Origin of the sequence: Streptomyces sp. NPDC094147, from assembly GCF_044764265.1 — a bacterium.
GTDB lineage: Bacteria > Actinomycetota > Actinomycetes > Streptomycetales > Streptomycetaceae > Streptomyces.
This window is the reverse complement of the sequence record NZ_JBIWHT010000013.1, coordinates 89,849-115,052: the sequence shown is the minus strand read 5'-3', so window position 1 is coordinate 115,052 and position 25,204 is coordinate 89,849. Positions and strand designations below refer to the sequence as shown.

Annotated in this window: 21 protein-coding genes and 1 pseudogene; 11 read left to right on the top strand and 11 right to left on the bottom strand. The window is 71.6% G+C overall.

The window, feature by feature from the left end; all coding sequences use genetic code 11:
* Positions 1 to 468 (bottom strand): annotated as a pseudogene (locus ACIQ8J_RS20735) (hypothetical protein); the annotation flags it as partial.
* A gap of 155 nt (positions 469 to 623) precedes the next feature.
* Here ACIQ8J_RS20735 and ACIQ8J_RS20730 point away from each other — a divergent pair.
* The 5 genes from ACIQ8J_RS20730 (at position 624) to ACIQ8J_RS20710 (ending at position 7,660) form a co-directional block, all read left to right on the top strand.
* Positions 624 to 3,950, top strand: a complete 3,327-nt coding sequence (locus ACIQ8J_RS20730; RefSeq protein WP_403273618.1) for an AfsR/SARP family transcriptional regulator — start codon at positions 624 to 626, stop codon at positions 3,948 to 3,950.
* Positions 3,951 to 4,043: 93 nt separating this feature from the next.
* Positions 4,044 to 4,247, top strand: a complete 204-nt coding sequence (locus ACIQ8J_RS20725) for a hypothetical protein (RefSeq protein WP_403273619.1) — start codon at positions 4,044 to 4,046, stop codon at positions 4,245 to 4,247.
* Positions 4,248 to 4,429: 182 nt separating this feature from the next.
* Positions 4,430 to 5,458, top strand: a complete 1,029-nt coding sequence (gene tdh / locus ACIQ8J_RS20720) for an L-threonine 3-dehydrogenase (RefSeq protein ID WP_403273620.1) — start codon at positions 4,430 to 4,432, stop codon at positions 5,456 to 5,458.
* Positions 5,459 to 5,517: 59 nt separating this feature from the next.
* Positions 5,518 to 6,699: a glycine C-acetyltransferase gene (locus tag ACIQ8J_RS20715; RefSeq protein WP_403273623.1), complete on the top strand. Its 1,182-nt coding sequence runs from the start codon at positions 5,518 to 5,520 to the stop codon at positions 6,697 to 6,699.
* A 46-nt stretch (positions 6,700 to 6,745) separates the two neighbouring features.
* Positions 6,746 to 7,660 carry a LysR family transcriptional regulator gene (locus tag ACIQ8J_RS20710; protein ID WP_403273624.1) on the top strand — a complete coding sequence of 305 codons (915 nt, stop codon included), beginning with the start codon at positions 6,746 to 6,748 and terminating at the stop codon, positions 7,658 to 7,660.
* 141 nt (positions 7,661 to 7,801) lie between these two features.
* Here the strand turns inward: ACIQ8J_RS20710 and ACIQ8J_RS20705 are convergent, their stop codons facing one another.
* The gene (locus tag ACIQ8J_RS20705; RefSeq protein ID WP_403273825.1) at positions 7,802 to 8,128 is read right to left on the bottom strand and encodes a hypothetical protein; all 327 of its coding nucleotides are present in this window, start codon (positions 8,126 to 8,128) and stop codon (positions 7,802 to 7,804) included.
* A 146-nt stretch (positions 8,129 to 8,274) separates the two neighbouring features.
* A complete protein-coding gene (locus tag ACIQ8J_RS20700) occupies positions 8,275 to 8,661 on the bottom strand; it encodes an ATP-binding protein (RefSeq protein WP_403273625.1) in 387 nt (128 codons plus the stop codon).
* 285 nt (positions 8,662 to 8,946) lie between these two features.
* Here ACIQ8J_RS20700 and ACIQ8J_RS20695 point away from each other — a divergent pair, with 285 nt between their 5' ends.
* From ACIQ8J_RS20695 to ACIQ8J_RS20685, 3 genes are read left to right on the top strand one after another with little or no spacing between them, the layout of a single operon-like run.
* On the top strand, positions 8,947 to 9,807 hold the full coding sequence (locus ACIQ8J_RS20695; protein ID WP_403273626.1) for a helix-turn-helix domain-containing protein: 861 nt from the start codon (positions 8,947 to 8,949) through the stop codon (positions 9,805 to 9,807).
* Complete coding sequence (locus tag ACIQ8J_RS20690) at positions 9,808 to 10,074, top strand: DUF397 domain-containing protein (RefSeq protein WP_403273627.1); 267 nt, start codon at positions 9,808 to 9,810, stop codon at positions 10,072 to 10,074.
* A gap of 60 nt (positions 10,075 to 10,134) precedes the next feature.
* A complete protein-coding gene (locus ACIQ8J_RS20685; protein WP_403273628.1) occupies positions 10,135 to 10,941 on the top strand; it encodes an SAM-dependent methyltransferase in 807 nt (268 codons plus the stop codon).
* Between the two features lie 55 nt (positions 10,942 to 10,996).
* Here ACIQ8J_RS20685 and ACIQ8J_RS20680 read toward each other — a convergent pair whose 3' ends face one another.
* Positions 10,997 to 12,106 (bottom strand): cation diffusion facilitator family transporter, encoded by a 1,110-nt coding sequence (locus tag ACIQ8J_RS20680; RefSeq protein WP_403273630.1) that lies wholly within the window; start codon positions 12,104 to 12,106, stop codon positions 10,997 to 10,999.
* A gap of 84 nt (positions 12,107 to 12,190) precedes the next feature.
* Between ACIQ8J_RS20680 and ACIQ8J_RS20675 the strand changes: the two genes are divergently transcribed.
* A complete protein-coding gene (locus ACIQ8J_RS20675) occupies positions 12,191 to 12,535 on the top strand; it encodes an ArsR/SmtB family transcription factor (RefSeq protein WP_403273827.1) in 345 nt (114 codons plus the stop codon).
* 89 nt (positions 12,536 to 12,624) lie between these two features.
* Here ACIQ8J_RS20675 and ACIQ8J_RS20670 read toward each other — a convergent pair whose 3' ends face one another.
* The 3 genes from ACIQ8J_RS20670 to ACIQ8J_RS20660 form a co-directional block, all read right to left on the bottom strand.
* Entirely contained in the window at positions 12,625 to 13,431 is an 807-nt protein-coding gene (locus ACIQ8J_RS20670; RefSeq protein WP_403273632.1) for a VOC family protein, read from the bottom strand.
* A gap of 313 nt (positions 13,432 to 13,744) precedes the next feature.
* Positions 13,745 to 15,517 carry an FAD-dependent oxidoreductase gene (locus ACIQ8J_RS20665; RefSeq protein WP_403273633.1) on the bottom strand — a complete coding sequence of 591 codons (1,773 nt, stop codon included), beginning with the start codon at positions 15,515 to 15,517 and terminating at the stop codon, positions 13,745 to 13,747.
* A gap of 100 nt (positions 15,518 to 15,617) precedes the next feature.
* On the bottom strand, positions 15,618 to 16,277 hold the full coding sequence (locus ACIQ8J_RS20660) for a hypothetical protein (RefSeq protein WP_403273634.1): 660 nt from the start codon (positions 16,275 to 16,277) through the stop codon (positions 15,618 to 15,620).
* A 202-nt stretch (positions 16,278 to 16,479) separates the two neighbouring features.
* Here ACIQ8J_RS20660 and ACIQ8J_RS20655 point away from each other — a divergent pair, with 202 nt between their 5' ends.
* Complete coding sequence (locus tag ACIQ8J_RS20655; RefSeq protein ID WP_403273636.1) at positions 16,480 to 16,899, top strand: YchJ family protein; 420 nt, start codon at positions 16,480 to 16,482, stop codon at positions 16,897 to 16,899.
* Positions 16,900 to 16,909: 10 nt separating this feature from the next.
* Here the strand turns inward: ACIQ8J_RS20655 and ACIQ8J_RS20650 are convergent, their stop codons facing one another.
* The gene (locus tag ACIQ8J_RS20650; protein WP_403273638.1) at positions 16,910 to 19,783 is read right to left on the bottom strand and encodes a glycoside hydrolase family 2 TIM barrel-domain containing protein; all 2,874 of its coding nucleotides are present in this window, start codon (positions 19,781 to 19,783) and stop codon (positions 16,910 to 16,912) included.
* 224 nt (positions 19,784 to 20,007) lie between these two features.
* Here ACIQ8J_RS20650 and ACIQ8J_RS20645 point away from each other — a divergent pair, with 224 nt between their 5' ends.
* Complete coding sequence (locus tag ACIQ8J_RS20645; RefSeq protein WP_403273640.1) at positions 20,008 to 21,237, top strand: FAD-dependent oxidoreductase; 1,230 nt, start codon at positions 20,008 to 20,010, stop codon at positions 21,235 to 21,237.
* A 14-nt stretch (positions 21,238 to 21,251) separates the two neighbouring features.
* Here ACIQ8J_RS20645 and ACIQ8J_RS20640 read toward each other — a convergent pair whose 3' ends face one another.
* From ACIQ8J_RS20640 to ACIQ8J_RS20630, 3 genes are all read right to left on the bottom strand, one after another.
* Positions 21,252 to 21,869, bottom strand: coding sequence for a TetR/AcrR family transcriptional regulator (locus ACIQ8J_RS20640; protein WP_403273642.1), 618 nt, complete (start codon positions 21,867 to 21,869; stop codon positions 21,252 to 21,254).
* An 83-nt stretch (positions 21,870 to 21,952) separates the two neighbouring features.
* Positions 21,953 to 24,025: an MDR family MFS transporter gene (locus ACIQ8J_RS20635; protein WP_403273644.1), complete on the bottom strand. Its 2,073-nt coding sequence runs from the start codon at positions 24,023 to 24,025 to the stop codon at positions 21,953 to 21,955.
* A 96-nt stretch (positions 24,026 to 24,121) separates the two neighbouring features.
* The gene (locus ACIQ8J_RS20630) at positions 24,122 to 25,120 is read right to left on the bottom strand and encodes an urea transporter (protein WP_403273830.1); all 999 of its coding nucleotides are present in this window, start codon (positions 25,118 to 25,120) and stop codon (positions 24,122 to 24,124) included.
* Positions 25,121 to 25,204 lie beyond the last annotated feature (84 nt).

The window sequence follows — 25,204 nt, the reverse complement described above, 5'->3', positions numbered from 1 at the left end:
GCTGTCCGGCTGTCCGGCTGTCCGGCTGTCCGGCTGTCCGGCTGTCCGGCTGTCCGGCTGTCCGGCTGTCCGGCTGTCCGGCTGTCCGGCTGTCCGCAGCCCTTTATTGTAGCCAACGCCGTGTGAGAGCAGGGCCAACTTGCCTGATATGCGGTGGAGTTGGCCGCCCAGGCTGGCGGTGATCGCCAGGTCGACCTTCGTTTCGGCGGCCTGCTCCCAGGGGAGCACCGGCACCCCGGTCTCCGCGAGCAGGGCCGCCACTCCGTCCTCGAACGCCGACGAACCGGTACAGGTGGCCAGGAGCTGGATCCGGAGGTCGTCGTGGAAGAGGGGCAGCACATCGAGCAGCCGGGTCGCGGAGGTCACGTTGTGCACCACGAACAGCACGCGTCGGCAGCGGCCGCGGGTCGCCCAGCGGGCGGCGTCGTCCCCGACCGGCACCCGTATGCGCCGGACGCCGGGACCCATCGCTCCGCCACCTCCCAGCTCCACGCCCGCCATCCCCTCGTTGTGGTGCGGACACGATAGCCAAGGGGGTCGGCCGCCTCCGCGCGGGTACCGGTCTTGCGCGGGCCGGGCTCCGCGCCCGAGCCGGGCCCGCGAACGGGGAGAATGGGCGGGTGATGCTCCGCTACCGCGTACTCGGACCGACGCAGGCCGTGCGCCCCGACGGCAGTGAAGTGCCGCTCGGCGGAGCCCGGCTGAGAGCGCTCCTCGCCGCGCTGGCGACGGGCGCGGGGCGCGCGGTGCCGCAGTCGGCGCTGGTCGCCCAGGTGTGGGGCGAAGGGGACGCGCCGCCCGCCGACGAGGTCGCGGCGATGCAGGCCCTGGTGGGGCGATTGCGTCGGGCGCTCGGGCGGGAAGCGGTGGAGTCAGTGCCGGGCGGCTACCGGCTGGCCGCCCGGCCCGACGAGATCGACCTCTTCCGCTTCGAGCGTCTCGCGGCCGAGGGTGCGACGGCGCTGGCCGCCGGAGACCCGGAGAGGGCGTCGGGGCTGCTGCACGATGCCCTCGCGCTGTGGCGCGGGCCCGTGCTGGCCGAGCTTCCGGCACGGGACGGGGACCCGCTCGTGGTGCGGGCCGAGCGCCATCATGCCGACGCGCGCCGTCACCGGATCGCGGCAGAGGTGGAGCTGGGGCGCGCCGGGAGCACTCTCGGCGAGCTCTCCGCACTGGCCGACGCCGCCCCGCTCGACGAGCCGCTCCAGGCGCTCCGCATCCGCGCGTTGCGGGCGGCCGGCCGCCCGGCCGAGGCCCTCGCCGCCTACGAATCCGTACGGGAAGCGCTCTCGGAGCGCCTGGGGACGGGCCCCGGGCCGGAACTGCTCGCCCTGCACGCGGAGTTGCTCCACCCGGAGCGGCTCGCCGAGAGCGCCGCCACGGCCCCGCGGGTCTCAAGGCGGCGTCCGTCCGGCAACCTTCGGTCGCGGCTCACCTCCTTCGTCGGTCGGGAGTCCGAGGTACGTGCGCTCCACGACGAGCTGGACCGGGCCCGCCTGGTCACGCTCACCGGGCCGGGCGGCGCGGGCAAGACGCGGCTGGCGGTGGAGGCGGCCGACGCGGTGGCCGCGCAGTGGGACGACGGGGTGTGGCTGGTCGGGCTCGCCCCCGTACGGGACGCGGAGAGTCTGCCCGAGGCCGTACTCACCGCGCTGGGTGCCCGCGAGACGCGGCTCGGCGGCCCCGCGGAGGCGGCGCCCCGTGCTCCGCTCGCCCAGCTGCTGGCCCACTGCGGACGGCTCCGCGCGTTGATCGTGCTCGACAACTGCGAGCAAGTCGTCGGCGCGGCAGCCGAGTTGGTGCAGGAACTCCTCACCAGCTGCCCGGGTGTCACCGTGCTCGCGACCAGCCGGGAGCCGCTCGGCGTGCCGGGGGAGCGGGTGAGGGCGGTCGGACCGTTGCCGCACGAGAGCGCTCTCCGGCTGTTCGGGCAGCGCGGCGCCGCGGCCCGGCCGGACTTCAGGGCCGATGACGACCCGGACGCGGTGGCCGAGATCTGCCGACGTCTGGACGGGCTGCCCCTCGCCCTCGAACTCGCCGCCGCACGGCTCCGTATGCTCACCCCGCGCCAGATCGCGGACCGTCTTGACGACCGCTTCCGGCTGCTCAACACCGGCCCCCGGACCAGCAGGACCCTGCAACCGCGACAGCAGACGCTCCGCGCGGTGGTCGACTGGTCCTGGGATCTGCTCGACGCCCCGGAACGAGCCGTACTCCGGCGCCTGGCCGTCTTCGCGGGCGGCTTCGCCGTGCCGCAGGCGGAGGCCGTCTGCGCGGACCCCGAGGTGGCAGGTGAGAGCGCGACCGCTCTGCCCTCCGGCGGCGCGAGCGCCACCGTCCCCGAACCTGATGTCCTGGACCTGCTCGGCTCCCTGGTCGACAAGTCGCTCGTCGTCGCGGCGCCCGGAGGCGACGGCGCCATGCGGTACCGACTCCTTGAGACCGTGGCGGAGTACGCTGCCGAGCGGCTCGACGAGGCGGGGGAGCGGGCGGCGGCCGAGCTGCGGCATCTCGCCGCGTACCGCGAACTCGCCCGCACCGGCGAGCCCGCGCTGCGCGGCCCGCGTCAGCGTGAGGTCATGGAACGCTTCGAGACCGAGCACGACAACGTAAGAGCCGCTCTGCGAACGGCAGTTGAGCGAGAGTATGAACAGGATGCCCTGTGCCTGACCCTCGCCATGGCCTGGTTCTGGCAGCTGCGCGGGCACCAGGCAGACGCGCGCGGCTGGTCCAGTGCCGTCGCCGCGCTCGGCCCCGACCCCTTCGCCGGACCCGTACGGCCCGCCGTCCCCCTCGCCGAACGGTGCACGGACAGCCCGCCGCCGTGGTCCGACGAGCAGCTCTGGGAGGCGCGGCGCGGGGTGCGGCTGATGATGTTCGCGGCCGGCAGCGGGCAGGGCGCCCAGTTCGACAGCCCCGAGACCGTGGCGTATCTGCGCCGGGTCGTCGCCGCCTACCGGCCAGGGCTGCCGCAGAACAGTCGGCAGCCCGGCTCCGTCTGGTACTTCGCCCGCCTGCTGACCGGCGAGTTCAGCGGGTTCGACCAGGTCGTGGACCGGATGGTCGCGGACGCCCGGACGCACGGCGACCCCTGGAGCCTCGCCTTCACCCTGCTGCTCCGCGCGAAACTCCTCGGCGGCCGCGACGCCGACGACGCCCTCGCGCTCTTCGAGCGCGTCGGCGACCCGTGGGCCGTCGCGGAATCCCTCTCCGCGCGAGGGGAGTCGTACGAGCGCGAAGGCCGGTACGAGGAGGCCGCCGCCGTCTTCGAGCGGGCCCTGGAGAGCGTCACCGGCATCGGCGCACATGCCCAAGTGCCGGATTTCAAAGGGAGGTTGGCCGCAGTGCGGCTTGAGGTGGCCCGTACGCCTGTCGAGCGCGACGAGGCGGAACGGCTGCTCGTGGAGGCCGTCGAGGAATCGCGGCGGTTTCCGGGCGAGGGCGTCGGAACCGCCCGGATGCTCCTTGCCCAGCACTACGGACGGACCGGCCGAACAGGCCCGGCTCGTGAGCAACTTCGCCTGATGGAGGCGGAGTTCGACCGGGCGACGCCCGATCTCTTCCGCGGGCTCCTCGCCGGGATGGACGGCTGGCTGGACTGCGTGGACGGAAAGTACGCCGATGCCCAGGACCGGATCCGGTCCGCGGTACGCCATCTGGAGGCCCAGGCCCGTCTGGTCGCCCCGAACCTGATCACCAGTCAATTCCTCACCGCCGCATGGGCGAAGGCGGAGCTCGGCGCCGCGCGGGACGGTGCCCGGCTGCTCGGCTCGTACGACCGCAACGCCTCCGGACGCGAGAGCTTCGGCCTCCGTCCGCTGCCCGCCGAGCCCGAGATCCGGCACCGTGCGGAGGCCGCGCTGCGCGCCGTGCTCGACCCGGCATCGTACGAGCGCGCCTATGCGGAAGGCGCGGAACTCGACGCGCGTCAGGCCGCCCCCCTGCTGTGACCCGCCTCCTCAGCCCCCGCGCCGCCGTCCGGGCCGGCGGGGCGGAAGTCCGCGAGGCCCGCGCCACCGAACGTCACCGTGACCATGCGCCCGGTGATCCTGCGAACCCCGGTGACCTCGATGAACCGGACCGGCAGTGACTGCTCCATCTGGCTGTTCCTCCGCCTCCCCGGCGTGCGCCTCACGCCGGGCTTCACCGTGACGGGCGGGCATCTGCAGATGGCCGACATCCCGGCTGTACGGGGCGATCCACGAGGCTCGCAGGTGTGGCGCGAGGGGCGCGAGGGGCGCGCGTGAAGCTCGGCTGTTGGCCCGCTTAAGAAATCCTCGATGGACTCGGTGGCCCGGTCTCGGCACATTGGTGATCAGTCAAATCAGCCAGATCATCCGTATCCCTCGCATGTGCTGATCTGTCAGCCAGCACGTCCGGTCGCGATCCGTGGCCGTTCGCCCCTCTCCGTACGCCGGGAGCCGCGCCCATGAAGGCACTTGTCAAGCAGCACGCCGAACCCGGACTGTGGCTCATGGACGTACCCGAGCCGGAGACCGGGCCCGGCGATGTGCTGATCAAGGTCCTGCGCACCGGCATCTGCGGCACCGATCTGCACATCCGCTCCTGGGACGGCTGGGCGCAGGGCGCCGTCAAGACGCCGCTGATCCTGGGCCACGAGTTCGTCGGCGAGGTCGCCGCGATCGGCGCGGACGTCCAGGACATCGCGGTGGGCGACCTCGTCAGCGGCGAGGGCCACCTGGTCTGCGGCAAGTGCCGCAACTGCCTGGCCGGACGCCGGCACCTGTGCCGCTCCACGATCGGGCTCGGCGTCGGGCGCAACGGTGCCTTCGCCGAGTACGTGGCGCTGCCCGCCTCCAACGTGTGGGTGCATCGCACCGAGGTCGACCTCGACGTCGCGGCGATCTTCGACCCGTTCGGCAACGCCGTGCACACCGCGCTGTCCTTCCCGCTGGTCGGCGAGGACGTGCTGATCACCGGCGCGGGCCCGATCGGGATCATGGCGGCGGCCGTCGCCAAGCACGCCGGTGCCCGCAACGTCGTCATCACCGACGTCAGCGAGTCCCGCCTGGCGATCGCCCGCAAGGCGGGCGCCACCCTCGCGCTCAACGTCGCCGAGCACGACATCGCCCACGCCCAGCGCCAGCTCGGTCTCAAGGAGGGCTTCGACATCGGTCTGGAGATGTCGGGCCGGCCCGAGGCCATGCGCGACATGGTCGCGAACATGACGCACGGCGGCCGCATCGCGATGCTCGGCCTGCCGTCGAAGGAGTTCGCCGTGGACTGGGCGAAGATCGTCACCTCGATGATCACCGTCAAGGGCATCTACGGCCGCGAGATGTTCGAGACGTGGTACTCGATGACCGTCCTCCTGGAGGGCGGCCTCGACCTCAGCCCCGTGATCACCGGCTCGTACGGCTACCAGGACTTCGACGCGGCGTTCGACGAGGCCGCGACCGCCCGCAGCGGCAAGATCATCCTCGACTGGACGGCCTGACCACCCCGCAGGCCCACCGGACCCGTCTGACCTCCCGCCCGCTTTAGGAGCAACCCCGCATGTACGCGAACGTCCGCGACGACCTCCAGAAGACCCTCGACGAGATCAAGGAAGCCGGGCTCTTCAAGCCCGAGCGCGTGATCTCCACCCCGCAGAGCGCCTCCGTCTCCGTGCCGTCGGGTGACGTACTCAACTTCTGCGCGAACAACTACCTCGGTCTCGCCGACCACCCCGAGGTGGTCTCCGCCGCCAAGGACGCCCTGGACCGCTGGGGCTACGGCATGGCGTCGGTCCGCTTCATCTGCGGCACCCAGGACGTCCACAAGGAGCTGGAGGCCCGCCTGTCGGCGTTCCTCGGCCAGGAGGACACGATCCTCTACTCCTCCTGCTTCGACGCCAACGGCGGTGTCTTCGAGACCCTGCTCGACGCCGAGGACGCGGTCATCTCCGACGCCCTCAACCACGCCTCGATCATCGACGGCATCCGCCTGTCCAAGGCCGCCCGCTTCCGCTACGCCAACCGCGACATGGCCGACCTGGAGGCCAAGCTCAAGGAGGCGTCCGGCGCGCGCCGCCGCCTGATCGTCACCGACGGCGTGTTCTCCATGGACGGCTACATCGCGCCGCTGAACGAGATCTGCGACCTCGCCGACCGCTACGACGCCATGGTCATGGTCGACGACTCGCACGCCGTCGGCTTCACCGGCCCCGGCGGCGCGGGCACCCCCGCCCTGCACGGCGTCAGCGACCGCGTCGACATCATCACCGGCACCCTCGGCAAGGCGCTGGGCGGCGCATCCGGCGGCTATGTCGCGGCCCGCGCCGAGATCGTCGCCCTGCTGCGCCAGCGCTCCCGCCCGTACCTGTTCTCGAACTCGCTCGCCCCGGTCATCGCCGCCGCCTCCCTCAAGGTCCTCGACCTCCTGGAATCGGCCGGTGACCTGCGCGAGAAGCTCGCCGCCAACACCGCCCTCTTCCGTACGAAGATGACCGATGCGGGCTTCGAGATCCTGCCCGGGGAGCACCCCATCGCCCCCGTCATGATCGGCGACGCGGCCGAGGCGGGCCGCATGGCCGAGCTGCTCCTGGAGCGCGGCGTGTACGTGATCGGCTTCTCCTACCCGGTGGTCCCGATGGGCAAGGCCCGCATCCGCGTGCAGCTCTCGGCCGCGCACTCCACCGAGGACATCGAGAAGACGGTGGCGGCATTCGTCGACGCCAGGGCGGCGATGAAGAGCTGACGCCAGGGCGGCGATGAAGGGCTGACGCGCGGGCGACAATGATGGAGTGATCGACCCCCGCCGGCTCCGCATCCTGCGCGCCGCGGCGGACCACCGCACGGTGACCGCCGCGGCAGCAGCTCTGTATCTGACCCCCTCCGCCGTCTCCCAGCAGCTCGCCGCGCTGGAACAGGAGACCGGGCACACGCTGCTCACCCGCAGCGGCAAGGGGGTGCGGCTCACGGCCGCCGGCGAGATCCTCCTGGAACACGCCAACGCGGTCCTGGCCCAGCTGGAGCGGGCCGAGGCGGAGCTGGCCGACTACGCGGGCGGCGCGGCCGGAGAGGTCACAGTGGCCGCCTTCGCCACGGGTATCGCGGAGGTGCTGGCCCCCGCGATCGCGCGGCTGCGCGAGACGCACCCGGCGATCCGGGTACGGGTCCGCGACGCCGAGGGCGACGAGGCGCTGCCCCTGGTCCTGGACGGCGAGGCTGATCTGGCCCTCGCCGTCGAGTACCGGGGCGCGCCCCGGGAGGACGACAGCAGACTGTCCCGCGTCCCGCTGTACGCCGAGCCCTTCGACGCCGTGCTGCACGCGGACCACCCCCTCGCCCAGTCCCCGGACGTACCGCTCTCGGCGCTCGCCGACGACGACTGGATCGGGCCCTATCCGGGCAATCCCTGCCACGACGTGATGCTGCTGGCGTGTGAACTCGCGGGATTCCAGCCCAAGTTGGTGCACTCGTCGGACGACTTCCGGGCGGTGGTGGCGCTGGCGGGCGCGGGCGCCGGGGTGGCGCTCGTACCGCGTTCCGCGCTGCGCGGCATGGAGCAGAAGGGCACGGTGGTGCGCCCGGTGGCGGGCCCGGCGGCGACCCGCCGGGTGTTCGCGGCGGTACGCAGGGGAGCCGAGAGCCATCCGCTGTTCCGCCCGGTCCTGGAGGCCCTGGCCGAGGCGGCCGGCGGTCTGCTGGTGGATTAGCCCGGGTGCCGCAGAAATGCAGAAATTCAGCCCGTTGGGGGACATTGAGAAGCGGGGTCTGGGGCGGAGCCCCGTGCTCACCGGGCGGAGGGGGACAACGGCGGGAGGCCCCCGGCATGGCGGGCCCACCAGTCAGCGCCCTCAGGCCCAGGCCGGAGCCGTCCCGGTCAGCTGGCAGACCACCAGGTAGAGCGGGATCGGCGGGGTGTAGGGCGTCGAACCCTCGGGGTAGTTGATCAGGCGGGGCCGGTCCGCGTCGGGGACCAGCGCGCCGGGCGCGTACCGCACCGGTCGCGGCCAGGGCAGATCCTGGTCGGAGCCGGCCGGAACGATCCACCACCACCAGTCGGCGGAGGCGAAGACGCAGCCGGACCGGGGCAGCCGGGACAGCAGCCGGAAGCCGTGCAGAGCCGGTACACCCACCGCGTCCCGGCCCAGCGCGGCGGGCAGCACCGGCGGCAGCAGCATGCCGCCGGTGACCGCGGCGGAGCCGCCGGGCCCGAGCTCGCCGTGCGCACCCCCACTGCGCACGGGGCCACGGGGCCCGGCGGTTCCGGACCCATCCGGTCGCGGGCCCTGCCGCCCGGACCGGGGTCCCCAGGGAAGTCTCTCTCTCAGCACGTCCGGCCCGGCCCGTCGTGCGCGAGCTCGGCCCAGACGATCCGGCCGGGCCCGTACGGGGCCTCGTGCGCGCCCCATGCGCTGCTCACCGCGTCCACGAGCAGCAGCCCGCGTCCGCGCTCCTCCTCGTCGGCCGAATGGCACAGTCTCGGCCCCGCGGAGCCGCATCCCAGGTCCCGGACCGCGATGCGCAACAGGCTTTGCAGATCGGTGAGTTCGCACAGTATGTAGTCGCCGATGGTGTGCACGACGGCGTTGGTGACGAGCTCCGAGATCACCAGGGCGGCGGTCTCGTGGAGCTCCTCGTGATGTCCCCAGCCGGTCAGCAGCTCCGTACTGCGCCGCCGGGCCACCGCGACCGACTCGGTACGGGCCGGCACGTCGAAGGCGTGTCGCCGGACAGCGGTCCCGGAGCATGCGCCAGTGAGCTGGGGGGTGAGCGCGTTACCAGGAGCCACGACCGGAATCCTCACAGTGGGGAGGCGGCGTCGAACGCGGCCTCCCCCAAGGCAGCGGATGACGACCGCGTGTGAACTGGTTCACCGACCTACCTTGTACCCGCGGCGGACACTTGGCAAGAGGCACTCTGAAAATTGCAGAGTGCCGTTCTCCTGTCTGCAACGACATGGCACACTGCTCGCAGACAGCGCGTGGGGAGGTCTGAAGTGAGTGAACCCCGGTCCGCCCCGACCGTGGGCCAGGTCGTGCTGGGCAGACGCCTGCAGGACCTGCGTGAGCGGGCCGGCCTCAGGCGCGAGGAGGCGGCCAAGGTGCTCCGGGTCGCTCCGGCCACCATCCGGCGCATGGAGATGGCCGAGGTTTCCCTCAAAATCCCTTATGTAGTGCTGCTGTTGAGGGCGTACGGCATCGGCGACGAGGAGGCGGAAGGTTTCGTCGCCCTGACGGAGGAGGCCAACAAGCCGGGCTGGTGGCAGCGCTTCCACGACATCCTGCCCGACTGGTTCAGCATGTACGTCAGCCTGGAGGGCGCGGCCTCGCTGATCAGGTCGTACGAGCCGCACTTCGTGCCCGGACTGCTCCAGACCGAGGAGTACGCCCGCGCCGTCATGCGCAGCGGGGCGCTCGGCGCCACCAGCGCGGCCGACATGGACCGGCACGTGGCGCTGCGCATGGAGCGCCAGTCGCTGCTCACCCGGGACGGCGCCCCGCGCCTGTGGGTCGTCATGGACGAGACGGTGCTGCGCCGCCCGGTCGGCTCGCCGCAGGTGATGCGGGACCAGATCGACCGCCTCCTGGAGGCGTCGAAGCTGCCCAACGTCACCGTGCAGCTGGCCGAGTTCTCCTCCGGGCACCATCCGGGGACGTACGGCCCGTTCGTCCTCTTCCGCTTCGCCGTGCCCGAACTGCCGGACATGGTCTACAGCGAGTACCTGACCGGCGCCGTCTACCTCGACGCGCGCCCCGAGGTGGCCACCCACCTGGAGGTCATGGACCGCATGGCGGCTCAGGCCGCGACTGCGCAACGCACGAAGGAGATCCTCCGGGATCTCCGCAAGGAGCTGTGAATGGATCACATATACGACGGCGGGCCGGCGGACGGGCGCATCTACAACGGAATGCCCGCCGCCGAACTCGGCGCCGAGGGCTGGCACAAACCGTGGAGCGGCGGGAACGGCGGCAACTGCTTCGAGGCCATGAAGCTGGCCGACGGCCGGGTCGCGGTGCGCCAGTCCGCCGATCCGGAGGGCCCCGCGCTGATCTACACCCCCGGTGAGATCGCCGCCTTCATCCAGGGCGCCAAGTCCGGCCAGGCCGACTTCTTGCTGATGTGATCCCCCAACTGCCTTGACTCTGCCACCTGTTCACCGACGTTCATCCCCCATGGAGCGCACATGACCGGGCAGGACCGTACCGCCGCGCGGATCGACACCAGCAAGCCGCATCCGGCCCGGGTGTACGACTGGTTCCTCGGCGGGAAGGACAACTACCCGGTCGACGAGGCGCTGGCCGAGCGGCTGCTCGCGGTGGATTCGCGCGGCCGGGACATCGCGCGGGTCAACCGGGCCTTCATGCACCGAGCGACGCGCTGGCTCGCCGAGCAGGGCGTACGCCAGTTCCTGGACATCGGCACCGGCATCCCCACCGAGCCCAACCTCCACCAGGTCGCCCAGCGCACCGCGCCCGACGCCCGGATCGTGTACGCGGACAACGACCCGATCGTGCTGCGGCACGCGGAGGCCCTGCTGCGCTCCGCCCCCGAGGGCGTCACCGAGTACATCCAGGCCGACCTCCGCGAAGTCGACCGCATCCTGGAACTCGCCTGCACCACCCTGGACTTCGACCGTCCCGTCGCGCTGTCGCTGATCGCCCTGACCCACTTCATCGGCGACGACGACGATGTGTACGGGATCGTCGACCGCCTCCTCGGTGTCCTCGCGCCGGGCAGCTATCTGGTCCTGTCGCAGATCACCGGCGACTTCGACCCGGAGCGCGCGGCCCGCGCCGTCGAGCTCTACAAGGGCGGCGGCGTCACCCTGCGGCCGCGCAGCCAGGCCGAGGTCGCGGCGTTCTTCGACGGGCGAGAACTGGTGGCCCCGGGCGTCGGCCCGGCCGCCGCCTGGCACCCGGAGCTCGGCGAGAGCGCGGCCGAGGGCGACGAGACGATTCCCGTCTACTCGGGCGTGGCCCGCAAGGCCTGAGGCGCCGGGCGCGACCCCGGATGACCCGGAAGAAGGCGTGATCACACGCGGCGGGTCATGCGCCGTGGTGGGCCAGGGCCCGGTGCGGGTCGGTGCCGCGCGGCAGGTGGTCGGTGTGAACGGTGGCGGCGGTCAGTCGTGGGACGGCGTGGATGAGGGCGTGCTCGGCGGCGACCGCCACCTGGTGGGCGGCGACGACGGTCAGCTCGGCGTCGACGACGATGTCGGCCTCGGCGCGCAGGGCGTGGCCGATCCAGCGCATCCGTACCTGGCCGAGATCGCGCACGCCGTCGACCGCGCGCAGCGCGGTCTCGGCCGCGTCGACCAGGGCCGGGTCCACGGAGTCCATCAGGCGTCGGCAGACCGCGCGGGCGGCGTCTTTGAGTACGATCAGGATGGCGGCGGTGATCAGCAGGCCGACCACCGGGTCCGCCCAGCGCCAGCCGACCGCTGCGCCGCCGGCACCCAGGAGGACGGCCAGAGAAGTGAAGCCGTCGGTGCGGGCGTGCAGGCCGTCGGCGACCAGGGCCGCCGAACCGATCCTCTTCCCGGTGCGGATGCGGTAGCGAGCCACCCACTCGTTGCCGATGAACCCGACCACCGCGGCGACGGCGACCGCCCCGAGGTGGCTGACCTCGCGCGGGTTGAGCAGCCGGTCGACGGCGGCGTAGGCGGCCAGCGCCGAGGAGGCGGCGATGGTGAGCACGATCGCGATGCCGGCCAGGTCCTCGGCACGGCCGTAGCCGTAGGTGTAGCGGCGGTTCGCCGCGCGCCGCCCGAGGACGAACGCGATGCCCAGCGGCACGGCGGTCAGCGCGTCGGCGGCGTTGTGGACCGTGTCGCCCAGCAGCGCCACCGACCCGGACACCGCGACGATCGCGGCCTGGACGAGCGTGGTCAGGCCGAGGATGCCCAGCGACAGCCACAGGGTGCGCATGCCCTCGCGGGAGGTCTCCATCGCGGAGTCGACCTTGTCCATGGCCTCGTGACTGTGCGGGGTGACCAGGTGCACGAGCCGATGGCGTATCCGCACCCACCGGCCGGTGCCGTGATCACCGTGGGGGTGGTGGTGCTGATGCCCGTCGGGGTCACGGCGGTGCCGACGCTCGCCGTGACCGTCCTCGTCGTGGGCGTGCGGTGCATGGGTATGGGTCTCCTCGCGCATGGCGGCGTCGCACCTTTCGGAACCGGTCGGCCGGGGCTGGACCTCGTGCCTGTCTGGGACCATTATGTGCGTATGAACGCACGCATGCACCTATCAGGTGCGCACGCTTCGCAACAGCCGAATGACGGCGAGCGCCTGGCGGTGGCGGTGGAGGTGCTGGGCCTGCTCGCCGACCGCACCCGGCTGGCACTTCTGCGGCGCCTGGGCCAGGGCGAAGCGGATGTCTCGACGCTGACCGAGTCCTGCGATGCGACGCGCACCTCGGTCAGTCAGCATCTGGCCCGGCTGCGGCTGGCCGGGCTTGTCACCACCCGCAAGGAGGGGCGCCGGGTGGTCTACGGCCTGCGCCACGGGCATCTGCGACGCCTCGTCGACGAGGCGCTGAACGCGGCCGACCACCAGATCGGCCAACTACCGGCCCACGACTGACCGGTTGGCGTGGGGGCCGCGCGTTGGCCGACGAGGGCCTGATGCGCGCGGCCCCGGGGCTCCCGGACCCCCGTCGAGACTGGCCCGGGTCAGGTGGGCTCGGGCCCCGTCGCGTTGATGACCGCGAAGACTCCGCCCTGCGGGTCCTGCACGACGGCCATCCGGCCCGCCATCATGTCGAACGGCGGCTTGAGGACATTGCCGCCCGCCCGCACCAGCGCATCGACCGTGCTGTCGGTGTCGTCGACCGAGAAGTACGTCAGCCAGTGCGAGGGCGCCTCCGGCGGCAGGCCGGGGATGTTGGAGAGGGCCTGCATGCCTCCGACGGTCCGGCCGTTCACGTTGAGCGCGAAGTAGCCGTCCGCACCTTCCATGGGGGCGGCGGTGATGCCCAGCACCGCCGAGTAGAAGGACGAGGCGACGTCGGTGTCGCTGGTGTTGAGATCGTTCCAGACGACCGCGCTGGGCTCGTTCACGATGCCGGCGCCCGGGAAGTCTTTGGCCTGCCAGAGGCCGAAGGCGGCTCCTGTGGGGTCGCTGGCGACGGTCATCCGGCCGAGCGTCATCACGTCCATGGCCGGCATCATCACCTGCCCGCCGTTGCTGGTGATGGCCTTCTCGGCGGCGTCGACGTCGGCGGCGGCGAGGTAGGTGGTCCACACGGTCGGCGGCATCGGGTCGGGCTTGCTGCCGTCCGGGTTCATCGCGGCCATGATCCCGGCGACCGGCTTGCCGTTCAGGGTGCAGACCGCGTAGCCGCCGGTCTCGGGCGGCCCGACCTCTCCCTGCCAGCCGAACAGGTCACGGTAGAAGTCGAGAGCCGCCTGCTGATCGGGAACCATCAAGTCGACCCAGCACGGGGTGCCGGGTGCGTACGGACCGGTGACAACGGGCATGAGCAGCCTCCCTGGGCTGACTTTGGGCGGGTCGCGGAGCGGTGTGCGCGGAGAAGACCAGTGCGTGATCTATCCGCCGAAATGGCGTCGAACCCAGTCAAGCACCGGTCCACGACAGACGCACGATTACGGGTCACATCGCGGGCGCGCGTGCTGACCGGGATCCGACGCCGTCCGGAGACAGACACCTTCGAGCGGGGCGACCTGCCCCGCCAGGCCGTGGCGCATCACCCAGACCCTGCCGCAGCCACCGCGCCACCCGTGTCGGCGGTGGAGTTCCCCGCCGCCGGCACAGGCCCCGCTGCGTCGACCACTACCCCACGTCGAAGACGTTCGGCAGGCCGAGGCTGTAGCGCAGCCGGTCGGTGTCCTTCAGGAAGCCGAGCTCCGGCGCGCTGTACAGCGAGGTGACCGTGCAGCGCGGAGCGGTCGAACCCGCCCGGTCCAGAAGGGCGTTGACGGCGAGGCGGCCCGAGGTGTTGGCGCCCTCCATGGTGGCCAGGTCGATGGGGACGGCCACGTAGTCGCCCGCCAGATAGAAGTTGGGGATCCTGGTGCCGGCCGACGGGCGGTTGTGGAAGGTGCCCGTGGGGTGGATGAGCAGCTCGTCCTCGTTCCTCGGATTCGGCGTCCCGATGTCGGAAACGCCCGGGTCCAGGAACCAGGAGTGCAGTTTGGAGTCGCTCAGAACGGTCTTGCCGGTGTCGTTGAGCGCGGCCTTCAGCTGCGCCCACACCTCGCGCGCGACCTCCTCGCGGGTGCACTGCTTGGCCGTCTTGCCGTACAGGATCCCGGGTTTGTCCCATTCGGAGATGTCGACCGAGAGGCAGTCGGCGACCGTGCCGTCGCCGTAGTCGGCGGCGAAGGTGTGCTGCGGCCAGTGCTCGGCCTGGGCGATGGCGGTCAGCGACCACTGCGAGTCGATGCAGTCGAGGTGCCCGTGCACCGTGTCGGGCCGCTCGGTCAGATAGAACTGAATGCCCGTCATCCAGTCGGTGCGCAGCTGGTCGCAGCGCGCCAGTTGCGGGTCGGCCGCGCGCATCGCCGCACTCCAGGTGGGCCGCGCGTGCTCCACCGGAAGCGCCGATATGTAGTGGTCCGCGGTGACGGTACGGGGCGTGCCCGACTCGTCGTCCACCTGAACACCCGTCACTTTGCCGCCGTCGTACGTCACTTCACGTACGGTCCAGCCGACTTTGAACTCCACGCCCAGTGACCGGAGTTGAGCCACCCAGGGATCGATCCACGCCTCGTTGGTCGGTGCGTTCAGTATGCGGTCCAGCGGGCCGTCGGCGCCCCGGCCCAGCGCGTTGAACACGAAGGCCTCCAGCAGGCTGCCCACCGTACGGGTGCTGGCCTCCTCCGCCTTGGTCGCCACGATGTTGCGGGTCACCCCGACGGCGAGGATGCGCTGGTAGTCGTAGCTCATCTGGGCGGCCCGGGTGAACGTCCACCACGGGGTGTTCTCCCACTGGTTGTCGCGCCGTTCCTGGCAGCTGGTGAGGAAGACCGCGAGCTGGTCCACGAAGTACGCGACCTCGCCGGCCGGCAGCCGCTGGAAGGTGCCGAGCACCCCGGTCAGGGCCCGGCGGATGTCGTCGAGCGTGAGCGGCTGGGGCGTCCCGGCGCCCGGCATCGGCAGCCGCAGGTCCTCCTGCCCGGTGCGCGCGAACATCATCTCCTTGGGCGCGACCAGGTTGTCCCAGACGCCGTGCGGATTGCCGGGGAACGGGATCCGCCGCATCGTGTCCGGCAGGTTGTGGTAGATGCCCGGGATGAAACGGAAGCCGTGCTCGGCGGGCAGCGGGCGGCGACCGCCCTTCGCGCTGTCCGGTACGTCCATGGAGCGGGCCTTGCCGCCGAGCGCCCGGCGCTCGAAGAGCGTGACCCGGAATCCGCGCTCGGCCAGCTCGTGGGCGGCGGTCAGACCGGCGACCCCGCCGCCGAGCACGGCGACGCTCTGCCCGGCCGCCGCCGCTCTCGGGGCCGCCGTGGCGGTGCCCGCCTCGATTCCCAGGGCGGCCGCCGCGCCCGCCACTGCCGTACCCGCGACAAAGGTCCGTCTCGTACTGCCCGTGCGCGCCACAGTGCTCCCTATTACCGGTGGTAACGGTCACGTCCGGCGCAGGAGCATACGGCCGCCTCCGTCAACGCGGAAGACGGATTCGACCCACAAGTAACGGCGATTACGAGACGAACTCCTCGTTCCCGTAACGGACTTGGGCCGTGTTCCAGTCGACGCCGAGGGTCTTCGTGAACTTCTGGGCCAGCGGCAGATCGGCGATCGGGGCGATCAGGACGAGTCGGCCGTCCAGCGTGACCGAGCCGCCGCCGAGCTCGTCGCGGGCCTCGGGGTTCGCCAGCAGCGCGTCGTGCAGCTTGGTCGCGGAGACCCCCGGGGCCTGGACCTCGACCGCGTCGGTCTCCGGCGAGGTGCGCGGCAGGCAGCGGAAGGTCAGCACCGACTCCTGGTGGTACTGCTTGGCGATGACACCGGCGATGTGGTGCAGCCCGTCCCGGCCGACCTTGTTGACGTCGAACTCGCGCGAGCGCTCATAGGTGGCCCGCTTCAGGTCGCCGGACCAGAACACGCCGTCGAGGAGCTTCGAGGCGCCGGGCCGCGCGCCATTGGCGTGGATGATCCCGCGCACTTCGTGGTCGAAGCGCGTCAGGCGGGTCTTGAGTCGGGGATCGGCCGGATCGGTGATGATCGCGGTGTTGTTGGTGGCGAAGATCTCCGCCGTGGGGCAGCCGTGCCTCGCCGGATCCGCCTGCGCGCTCCCCGCGCCCGCCACCCCCAGCGTCACGGCGCCGACCGCGACCAGAATGCCCAACCTGTGCTTCATGCCTCAACTCCCTGCCCAGTGGCTCGCGTTGCTGCGCCTCGGGCGCATCGGGATCACCGTAGAGTCGTCGGCGAACGGTTAACGGCGGTAACTCCACGTATGGCTGATAACGAGTGCCGACCGGATTCCGCTGCCGGCCCGCGGGGCATCGCGGCGGGCCGCGGAGCAGGAGCGCGGCGGCGGCCTGTGATCAGATAGAGGCATGTCCCGTCGCACCAAGCGTCCCGCACGCCCCACCGCCCCGAAGTCCTGCCCCTGCGGGCTGCCCGCCGCCTACGCCGAGTGCTGCGGCCGCTACCACGCGGGCACGGCCGCCGCCCCGACCGCCGAGGCGCTGATGCGTTCGCGGTTCAGCGCCTTCGCCGTCCAGGACGGGCCGTATCTGCTGCGCACCTGGCATCCCGACACGCGTCCGGAGAACATCGACTTCGACCCCGGCATGCGCTGGACCCGGCTGGAGATCCTGGACACCACCGACGGCAGCGCCTTCCACACCACAGGCACGGTCACGTTCCGCGCGCACTACACCGACGGCGGCGAGGCCGGCTCCCTGTACGAGCAGAGCCGGTTCACGCGCGTCGACGGCGCCTGGGTCTACCTGGACGCGGTCTTCACCGACTGACCGGACGAGCTCAAGACTGATCGGCCGCCAAGCTGAAGACGAAGCCGAACTCGTGCCCCCCGGCATGCAATTGATGGGTTGTCAACACACCTGGCCCGCATGATCCCGAACCGATCCCGTGCATCCCGTGGTCCAGGTTCACCCAGATCCGGTCCCCGGGGACCAGATCGGGCCGATGCCGGGCCGAGGTCAGCTCCTCGCTCGTCCAGCGCCGGGCGGTGAACCAGAACTCCGGTTCGCCCTCGATCCTCAAACCCCTTTCCCCGTCGCCGAGTTCGGCCCACCGGACCTCGGCGCGGGCGCCGTTCTCCTGCGGCCGTACGTACGGCGTCTGCATCGCGTCGACCGGCATGGCCCAGCGCCCGACGCGGGCCGCCTGCCGGGTGTCCGGATACGCCTCGCCGGGCCCCGCGCCGAACCAGGCGGCCCGCCCGAACGCGCCCGGAAGCCCCAGCCGCACCCCGAGCCTCGGCAGCGGCAGCGTCCACGAGCCCTCGGCGGCGACGCGGACCGCGAGCCGCACCCGCTCCCCGTCGGCACTCCAGGTGTACGTCACGCGCAGCCCCCAGTCGGACGCGGCGGGCGCCACCCGCGAACGCACCACGATCCCGTCGGCCGTCAACTCCACGTCGTCCAGGCGGTGTTGCATACGGTCGAGGCCGACCTCGCGCCATCGGCGGGCGTACTGCTCCTCGGGCAGCCAGGCGGCCCCCGCGTCGTTGTCGGTCGGCGCCCGCCACACGTCAAGGCGGGGACCCTCCAGCGGTACGCCGCCCAGCTCGGTGAGCAGCCCGGTCCGGGAGTCGAAGACGGCCGGACCGAGCGAGATCCTCCGGCCCGCGCGCACCGGCGCGGCCCCGGACACGGGTGCGAGCCCCGGGCGCGGCATCACCGGAAGCTGACCCCACGCGATCTCGTGGCCCCGCGGCGCCCACGGAGTGTCGTGCGCCAGCAGCGCCCGCACCGTCCAGTGCGCCTCGCGCGAGGCATCGGCCACCGGCGGCGGGTCCAGCTTCAGCTCCGCGCTCTCGCCCGGCGCGAGACCGGGCACGGCGAGCGGCCCCGATGCCACCGCCTCGCCCTCGACCTCGTACGACCAGTCGAAGACGAGGTGGGAAAGCCCGCTGAAATCAAAGCAGTTGGAGACGCGGACCGTGCCCGCCGTGCCGTCTCCCGAGATCTTGACCGGCTCGATCACCTTCTTGTACTCGATGAGCCCGGGGGAGGGGGTGCGGTCGGGGAAGAGCAGTCCGTCGCAGACGAAGTTGCCGTCGTGGAGCTCCTCGCCGAAGTCGCCGCCGTAGGCGTACCCGAACTCGGGGTGGGCGAGACCGTGGTCGATCCACTCCCACAAGAAGCCGCCCTGGCAGCGCTCGTACGTCTCGAAGAGCCGCTGGTACTCGCTGAGACCGCCGGGTCCGTTGCCCATGGCATGCCCGTACTCACAGAGAATGAAGGGGAGTTGGGCTCGGGACTCCGGTCCTTCGGTGTCCTCGTGGCGGCCGATCAGCTCGGTCTCCTCCTGCGAGGCGTACATGCGGGAGTACACATCGGTGTCCCGGCAGGAGCGGTCGCCCTCGTAGTGGATCGGGCGGTCCGGGTCGCGGTCGCGTATCCAGCCGGCCATCGCGCTCAGCCCTTGGCCGGTGCCGCACTCGTTGCCGAGCGACCAGAGCACCACCGACGGGTGGTTCTTGTCGCGCTCGGCCATGCGGGCCGCGCGGTCCAGGAGCGCGGGCGTCCAGCGCGGGTCGTCCACCGGGTTGCCGCGCCAGCCCTGCTCCTCGAATCCGTGCGTCTCCAGATCGCATTCGTCGATCACCCACAGCCCCAGCTCGTCGCAGAGGTCGAGGAAGGCGGGGTGCGGCGGATAGTGGCTGGTGCGCACGGCGTTGATGTTGTGCCGCTTCATCAGGACCAGGTCCTCGCGCATGGTGGCGAGGTCGAGCGTGCGGCCGGTCCTGGGATGGAACTCGTGCCGGTTGACCCCGCGGAACAGGATCCGTCGCCCATTGACCTTCAGGAGCCCGTCCTCGACGGCCACCGTGCGGAACCCGATGCGCAGCCGGACGCGCTCTCCGGGCGTGACCAGCTCGGCCGCGTACAGCCGTGGCGTCTCGGCCGTCCACGGCTCGACAGGGACGAGGGCGCTCTCGCCCGTGGCGAGTTCGAGCCCCAGCTCCGGGACGAGGACCCGTCCCGCGACCGCGCTCTCGACGCGCAGCGTGCCGCGGCCCGTGCGGTGGTCGTACGAGGAGTGCACGAAGAAGTCGCCGGCCGCGCCCGGGGGCCGGTGCAGCAGGGTCACCTCGCGGAAGATCCCCGGCAGCCACCACTGGTCCTGGTCCTCCAGATAACTGCCAGACGACCACTGGTGCACCCGCACGGCCAGCACGTTGCCGCGCGGCAGGAGCAGCGCGCCGACCTCGAACTCGTGGGGGAGCCGACTGCCCATGAAGGTGCCGAGCTCGGTGCCGTTCAGCCAGACCCGGGCGCAGGACTCCACCCCCTCGAACCGCAGCAGCACCTCGCCGTCGGCCGTCAGCCCGTCCGGCAGGTCGAAGGTGCGCAGATGGTCGCCGGTGGGGTTCTCGGTGGGCATCCGCGGGGGATCGACGGGGAACGGGTAACGCACGTTCGTATAGGCGGGGCTCCCGTGGCCCTGGAGCACCCAGTGGCCCGGCACCACGAGCTCGCACCAGCCGGACGCGTCATACCCGGGCGAGGCGAACGAGGCGTCCTCGCCGTCCGCCGTCGGTGACAGCCGGAAGCGCCAACTCCCGTTCAGCGAAAGGCGTTCGGCGTCGGACTCCGCGCACCAGGCGCGCGGCTCCGCCTGGCCGGTTCCGGGTGACAGCTCCTCGTACCAGGGTGCAGTGCTCATGAATCTCCTCGATGGACGTGAGGGAGATCCTCGGGGGTACCGGCCGGTCGAGGAAGCCCTCGGGGCGGGGGCGGTGTTCCTGGAATCCCTCGCCGAGGCCACCCAACACTGCCCGGAGCCGGTGCCCCATGGACTGTGACCGGTCGATCAGAAAACTGACCGATCGGTTAGAGTCGCCCCCAGTCGCATCGTAGGGAGTGATGAACGTGGGGGCTGCGGAGCCTGTGCAGCGAACGACCTGCTGCATCGTCGGCGGGGGACCGGCCGGAATGATGCTCGGACTGCTGCTGGCCAGAGCCGGTGTCGAGGTGACGGTCCTGGAGAAACACCGCGACTTCCTGCGGGACTTCAGGGGTGACACCGTCCACCCCTCCACCCTGCGCCTCCTGGACGAACTCGGTCTCGGAGAGCGGTTCGCGGAGCTGCCCGCGCGCAGGCTGGAGGAGATGCGGATGGAGCTCGACGGCACGACCGTCGTGCTGGCCGACTTCCGCCGCATTCCCGGCCCGCACAAGTACATCGCGATGGTCCCGCAGTGGGACTTCCTCGGCCTGCTCGCCGAGGCCGCGGGCAAGGAGCCGTCGTTCACGCTGCGTATGCACACCGCCGTGACCGGGCTGCGCACCGTCGGCGGCCGCATCACGGGAGTCCGGTACGTGGACGAACACGGCAGGCCCGGCGAACTGGCCGCCGACCTCACCGTCGCCTGCGACGGCCGCGACTCGGTCGTGGCACGCGAAGCCGGACTGCGCCAGGACCAGTTCGAGGTGCCGATGGACGTCTGGCAGGCGAAGGTGCCCGCGCCCAGGGGCGGCATCAAGGAGGGCAGGGTGTTCGCTCGCTTCGGCGGCGGCCAGGCGGCCGTCACCATGGACCGGGGGGACTACTACCAGACCGCCTATCTGATCCCGAAGGGCCAGGACGCGGCCCTGCGCACCCACGACATCCAGTGGCTGCGCGACCGGCTCGGCCAACTCTTCGGCTGGGACGCGGAAGTGACCGCGGCGATCGGCTCCTGGGACGATGTGAAACTGCTCGACGTGACGATGGGGCGGCTGCCCCGCTGGTACCGGGACGGACTGCTGTGCATCGGCGACGCCGCCCACGCCATGTCCCCGGTGGGCGGCGTCGGCGTCAACCTGGCCGTCCGGGACGCGGTCGCAGCCGCCCGCATCCTCGCGGGCCCGCTGCGTCAAGGCGCCGTCACGGCACGGGAGTTGGAGCGCGTCCAGCGCCGCCGTGGGTTGCCTGTGACCGTGGTGCAGAAGCAGCAGATCGGCGAGCACGACATGCTGCTGAGGCCCGCGCTCGACGGCACGTTGAACGGCGACCGGCTCCCGCTGCCGCTGCGCCTGGTGCGCCGGATTCTGGCGCTGCGCGGCGTGACGGCGTACCCGGGCGGCATCGGCGTACGCCCCGAGCACGCGCCGCAATTCGCCCGCAGGGGGCGGTAGTTGGGGTGTGAGGTTCAGCGCTCCACGGCATGCAGCGTGAAGGCCACCAGGTCGTCCGCGGCCGCATCGAGGTCGAGCTCGGGGTGGACGAGCCAGTGCGTGATCACCCCGTCGATCGCGCCACCGATGGCCAGCGCCACCGTACGGGTGTCGAACTCGCGGAACCGGCCCGCCTTCTGACCCTTCGTCAGCAAGGTGGCCAGTCCCTGCCAGCGGCCACCGGTGTCGTGTGAGCCCGGTGTCTTCAGCCGGGTGCCGCCCTGGTCGTCGAGGAGCATCTCGACGATCACCCGCACATGGCGCCGGTTGGCCTGCTGGTAGCCGACCAGCGCCCGTACGTAGGCGACGACGGCGGCCCTGGGATCGGGTTCGCGCTCGACGCGCTCGGTGACGTACGCCATGAACTGTTCGAGGACGTGCGCCAGGGTCGCCGCGGTCAGCTTGTCCTTGGAGGCGTAGTGGTAGAGGACGGCGGCCTTGGAGACCCCGGCCTGTTCGGCGATGGCGGCCAGCGAGGTGGCCGGGTAGCCGCGGGTGGCGATCGAGTCGATGGTGGCCTCGATCAGCTGCCGGCGGCGGGCCTGCTCGGTGAAGGTGAGCCGGTCCGGATCGGCACTCCGACGAGCAGCCATCGCGCCGCCACCCCTTCCTTCTCCAGTCCCTGACCTGCCGGTTCCCGACCGTATCAGGCACCGCGGGGCAGCAGCGGCCGAGCTCAGGAGGGGGCGGCGGCCGCGACCTTCGCGCGGGACGCGGGCAGTCCGTTCGCCAGGTCCTCGGCCATCAGGCGCTTGGCGATCGCGTCCGCGGCGGCGCGCAGTTCCGCGCTGCGGGGCCGGCCGCGGTCCCGCTCCAACTGCTCGTTGAGCCAGGTCGACCAGGAGTTGGTGATGGCCTCGACCTCGCGCTCACCGGCCGGCGTGTGCGAGAAGTAGCTGCCCTCGCGGCTCAGGAACCCCTCCTCGACCATCCGCTGGAACACCGGCACCAGCACCTCCGGCGGCACATGGCGGCGGGCGGCGATCAGGCCCAGGCTGGCATGCCCGACCATGCGCGTGTACTGCTCGACCTGCATGACCGCCCAGGCGCCCGCCACGTCGAGCCGGGTGTCGGAGTCCGCCACGATGCGGCGTGCGGTGTTCATGTCCGTACCGCGCACGATCTTGCCGACGGCGAGTTCGAGCACCTTGGCGGGGTCGCCCGTGGTCGGCTGCGCGAAACCCTCGCCCATGTCGGTGGAGGCGGACCGGGCGGTGTCGCGCAGCTCGACCTGCTTGAGGAAGAGCGCGACCACGAAGCCCACGACGGCGACCGGCACCGTCCACAGGAAGACGGTGTGGAGGCTGTCGGCGTACGCCTGCACGATCGGGGCGGCCGTCGTCGGGGGCAGCCGGTGCAGCTCCGCTGGCGACTGCGCGGCCTTCGCGAGCTGCGCCGGAGCCGTGCCGCCGAGCTTCGCGGCGGCGGCCACCCCGTCCTGGAGGTTCGGTTTCAGGGTGTTGGCATAGATGGTGCCGAAGACGGCGGTGCCGAACGAGCTGCCGAGCGTACGGAAGAAGGTGACGCCGGAGGTCGCCGTGCCCAGGTCCGCGTAGTCGACGGTGTTCTGCACGGCGATGGTGAGGACCTGCATGCACAGCCCGATGCCGAGGCCGAGCACGAGCATGTAGAGCGATTCCAGCCAGGCGCCGACCCCCGGGCCCATCAGCGACAGGAGGTAGAGGCCCACCCCCATCACGAGCGCGCCGACGATGGGGAAGATCCGGTACTGCCCGGTCTTGCTCACCACATTGCCGCTGAAGATCGACGCGATGAGCAGGCCGATGACCATGGGCAGCGTGCGGACGCCGGAAACCGTGGCCGAATCGCCGTCGACGTACTGGAGATACGTCGGCAGGAAGGTCATCGCGCCGAGCATCGCGAAGCCGACGACGAAGCTCAGGACCGAGCAGACCGTGAAGACCGGATTGCGGAACAGCCGCATCGGCAGCATCGGTTCGACGGCCCGGGTCTCCACCCAGCAGAACAGGGCGAGCGCGATCAGACCGCCCGCGAACAGGGTGATGATCGTCGCCGAAGTCCAGGCGTACTCGTTGCCGCCCCAGCTCGTCGCCAGGATCAGGGCGCTGGCCCCGGCCGCTACCAGGCCGATGCCGAGGTAGTCGACGACGGGCTTGGCCACGGATCGGACCGAGGGGATGGTCCGGGCCGCCGCGATCACCACGAGGACGGCGATGGGGACGTTCACGTAGAACGCCCAGCGCCAGCTCAGATGGTCGGTGAACAGCCCGCCGAGGAGTGGCCCGATGACGGTCGACACGCCGAACACGGCACCGATGGCACCCTGGTACTTGCCGCGTTCCCGCAGCGGGATCACATCGGCGATCAGCGCCATCGCGGTCACCATCAGGCCGCCCGCGCCGATGCCCTGGAGCGCCCGCCAGGCGATGAGCAGCGACATGTTGGTGGCGAGGCCGCACAGGAACGAGCCGGTGATGAACAGGATCGCGGAGACCTGGAAGACGACCTTGCGGCCGAACAGGTCCCCGAACTTGCCGACGAGCGCCGTCGCGACGGTCTCGGCCAGGAGGTAGGAGGTGACCACCCACGACATGTGGGCCGCGCCGCCGAGGTCCGAGACGATCGTGGGGAGCGCGGTGCCCACGATCGTCTGGTCGAGCGCGGCCAGCAGCATGCCGAGCATGATCGTTCCGAAGACGATGTTCCGCTGCCGGACATCGAGCACGGGCGGCGCGGAAGCGGCTGCTGACTGGCTGACGGTGGTCACCCTCGCAGCCTCACACCGCCGCAGGTGGCACGCATGCCGTGGAGGCCGTGCGGATGAGGCGGCCAGCCCCCGGCGAGAGGCCGTGGAAGCGCTGTCTCAGACGCCGTGCGGTACCGCCGAACCAGCCGGTTCGGCCGGGACCCGGACGGTCGGCGCCCCGGACCGGTGGAGCTGGGGCAGTGCGGGGACGGAGGCGAGGAAGACCAGCGTGGTGAGAACGAACGGCCAGGTGAAGGCGTGCCCGCCGGCCGGCGCGAAGAGCGCGCCCAGCGCGGGCCCGAGCACCGTGGCCGCCGCGGCTCCCGTCACCGCGAAGCCGAGGCTCCAGCGGTCGGCCGCGAGCAGCACCCCGCACAGCGCCATCGCGACCAGCACCGCGTTGTAGCCCATGGTGCCGTCCGCGATCCGTGCGGCGGGGGCGCCGAGCGCCCAGGCGGTCAGAATGCCGACGGCGCTGCCGACGCAGGCCATCGCCCCCGCCGTCCGGCTCGCCGCGAAGATGCCGACGAGGAAGATCAGCCCGACGTACCACTGCGGCATGAGGAAGATCTGCGCGATGTTGGCGAAGAACGCGCGCAGTACGTCGGTGAGGGCGAGGGCGACGGACTCCTCGGCGGCCGGGCTCGGCGCGGCAGGCCCCGGCCCGCCGTGCCAGACCCGCTGGAAGGCGGGCGCCGCGATCGTCATCGCGCTCGCCATCAGGCAGAACGGCAGAGTCAGGGTGGGCAGCCCCCAGCCGCGCAGCACTGTCGCGGCGGCCGCGGTGACGACCGTGACGACAGCACAGCCGCCCGCCGCGAGGACCATCGTGGCCGGATGCGCGGGGCCCAGGAACACGGCGAAGCCGACCGCGACGAGGCAGGCGTTGAACCCTTCGAGCCCGGCCGACACCCTGCCCCGGTCCACGCCGAGCAACTGTGCGGTGCCGGTGCCGATCGCGGTGCCGATCAACCCGTACAGGCCGTACTGCCAGCCGGCGGCGAACAGCGCGAGCGTGAAGATCGCGCCGGTCACCGCGCTCGGCATGAAGTCCACCTGCGCCTGGCCGCGCAGTACGTGCACCGCGAACAGCCACCCCCGCCCGGTGTGCGGCATTCGCACGTGGCCCTCCCCATAACACCCGTGAAATCAGCCGGTAACAGCCAAGTGCACTGTAAGGGGTGGCATATGGGACCCAGC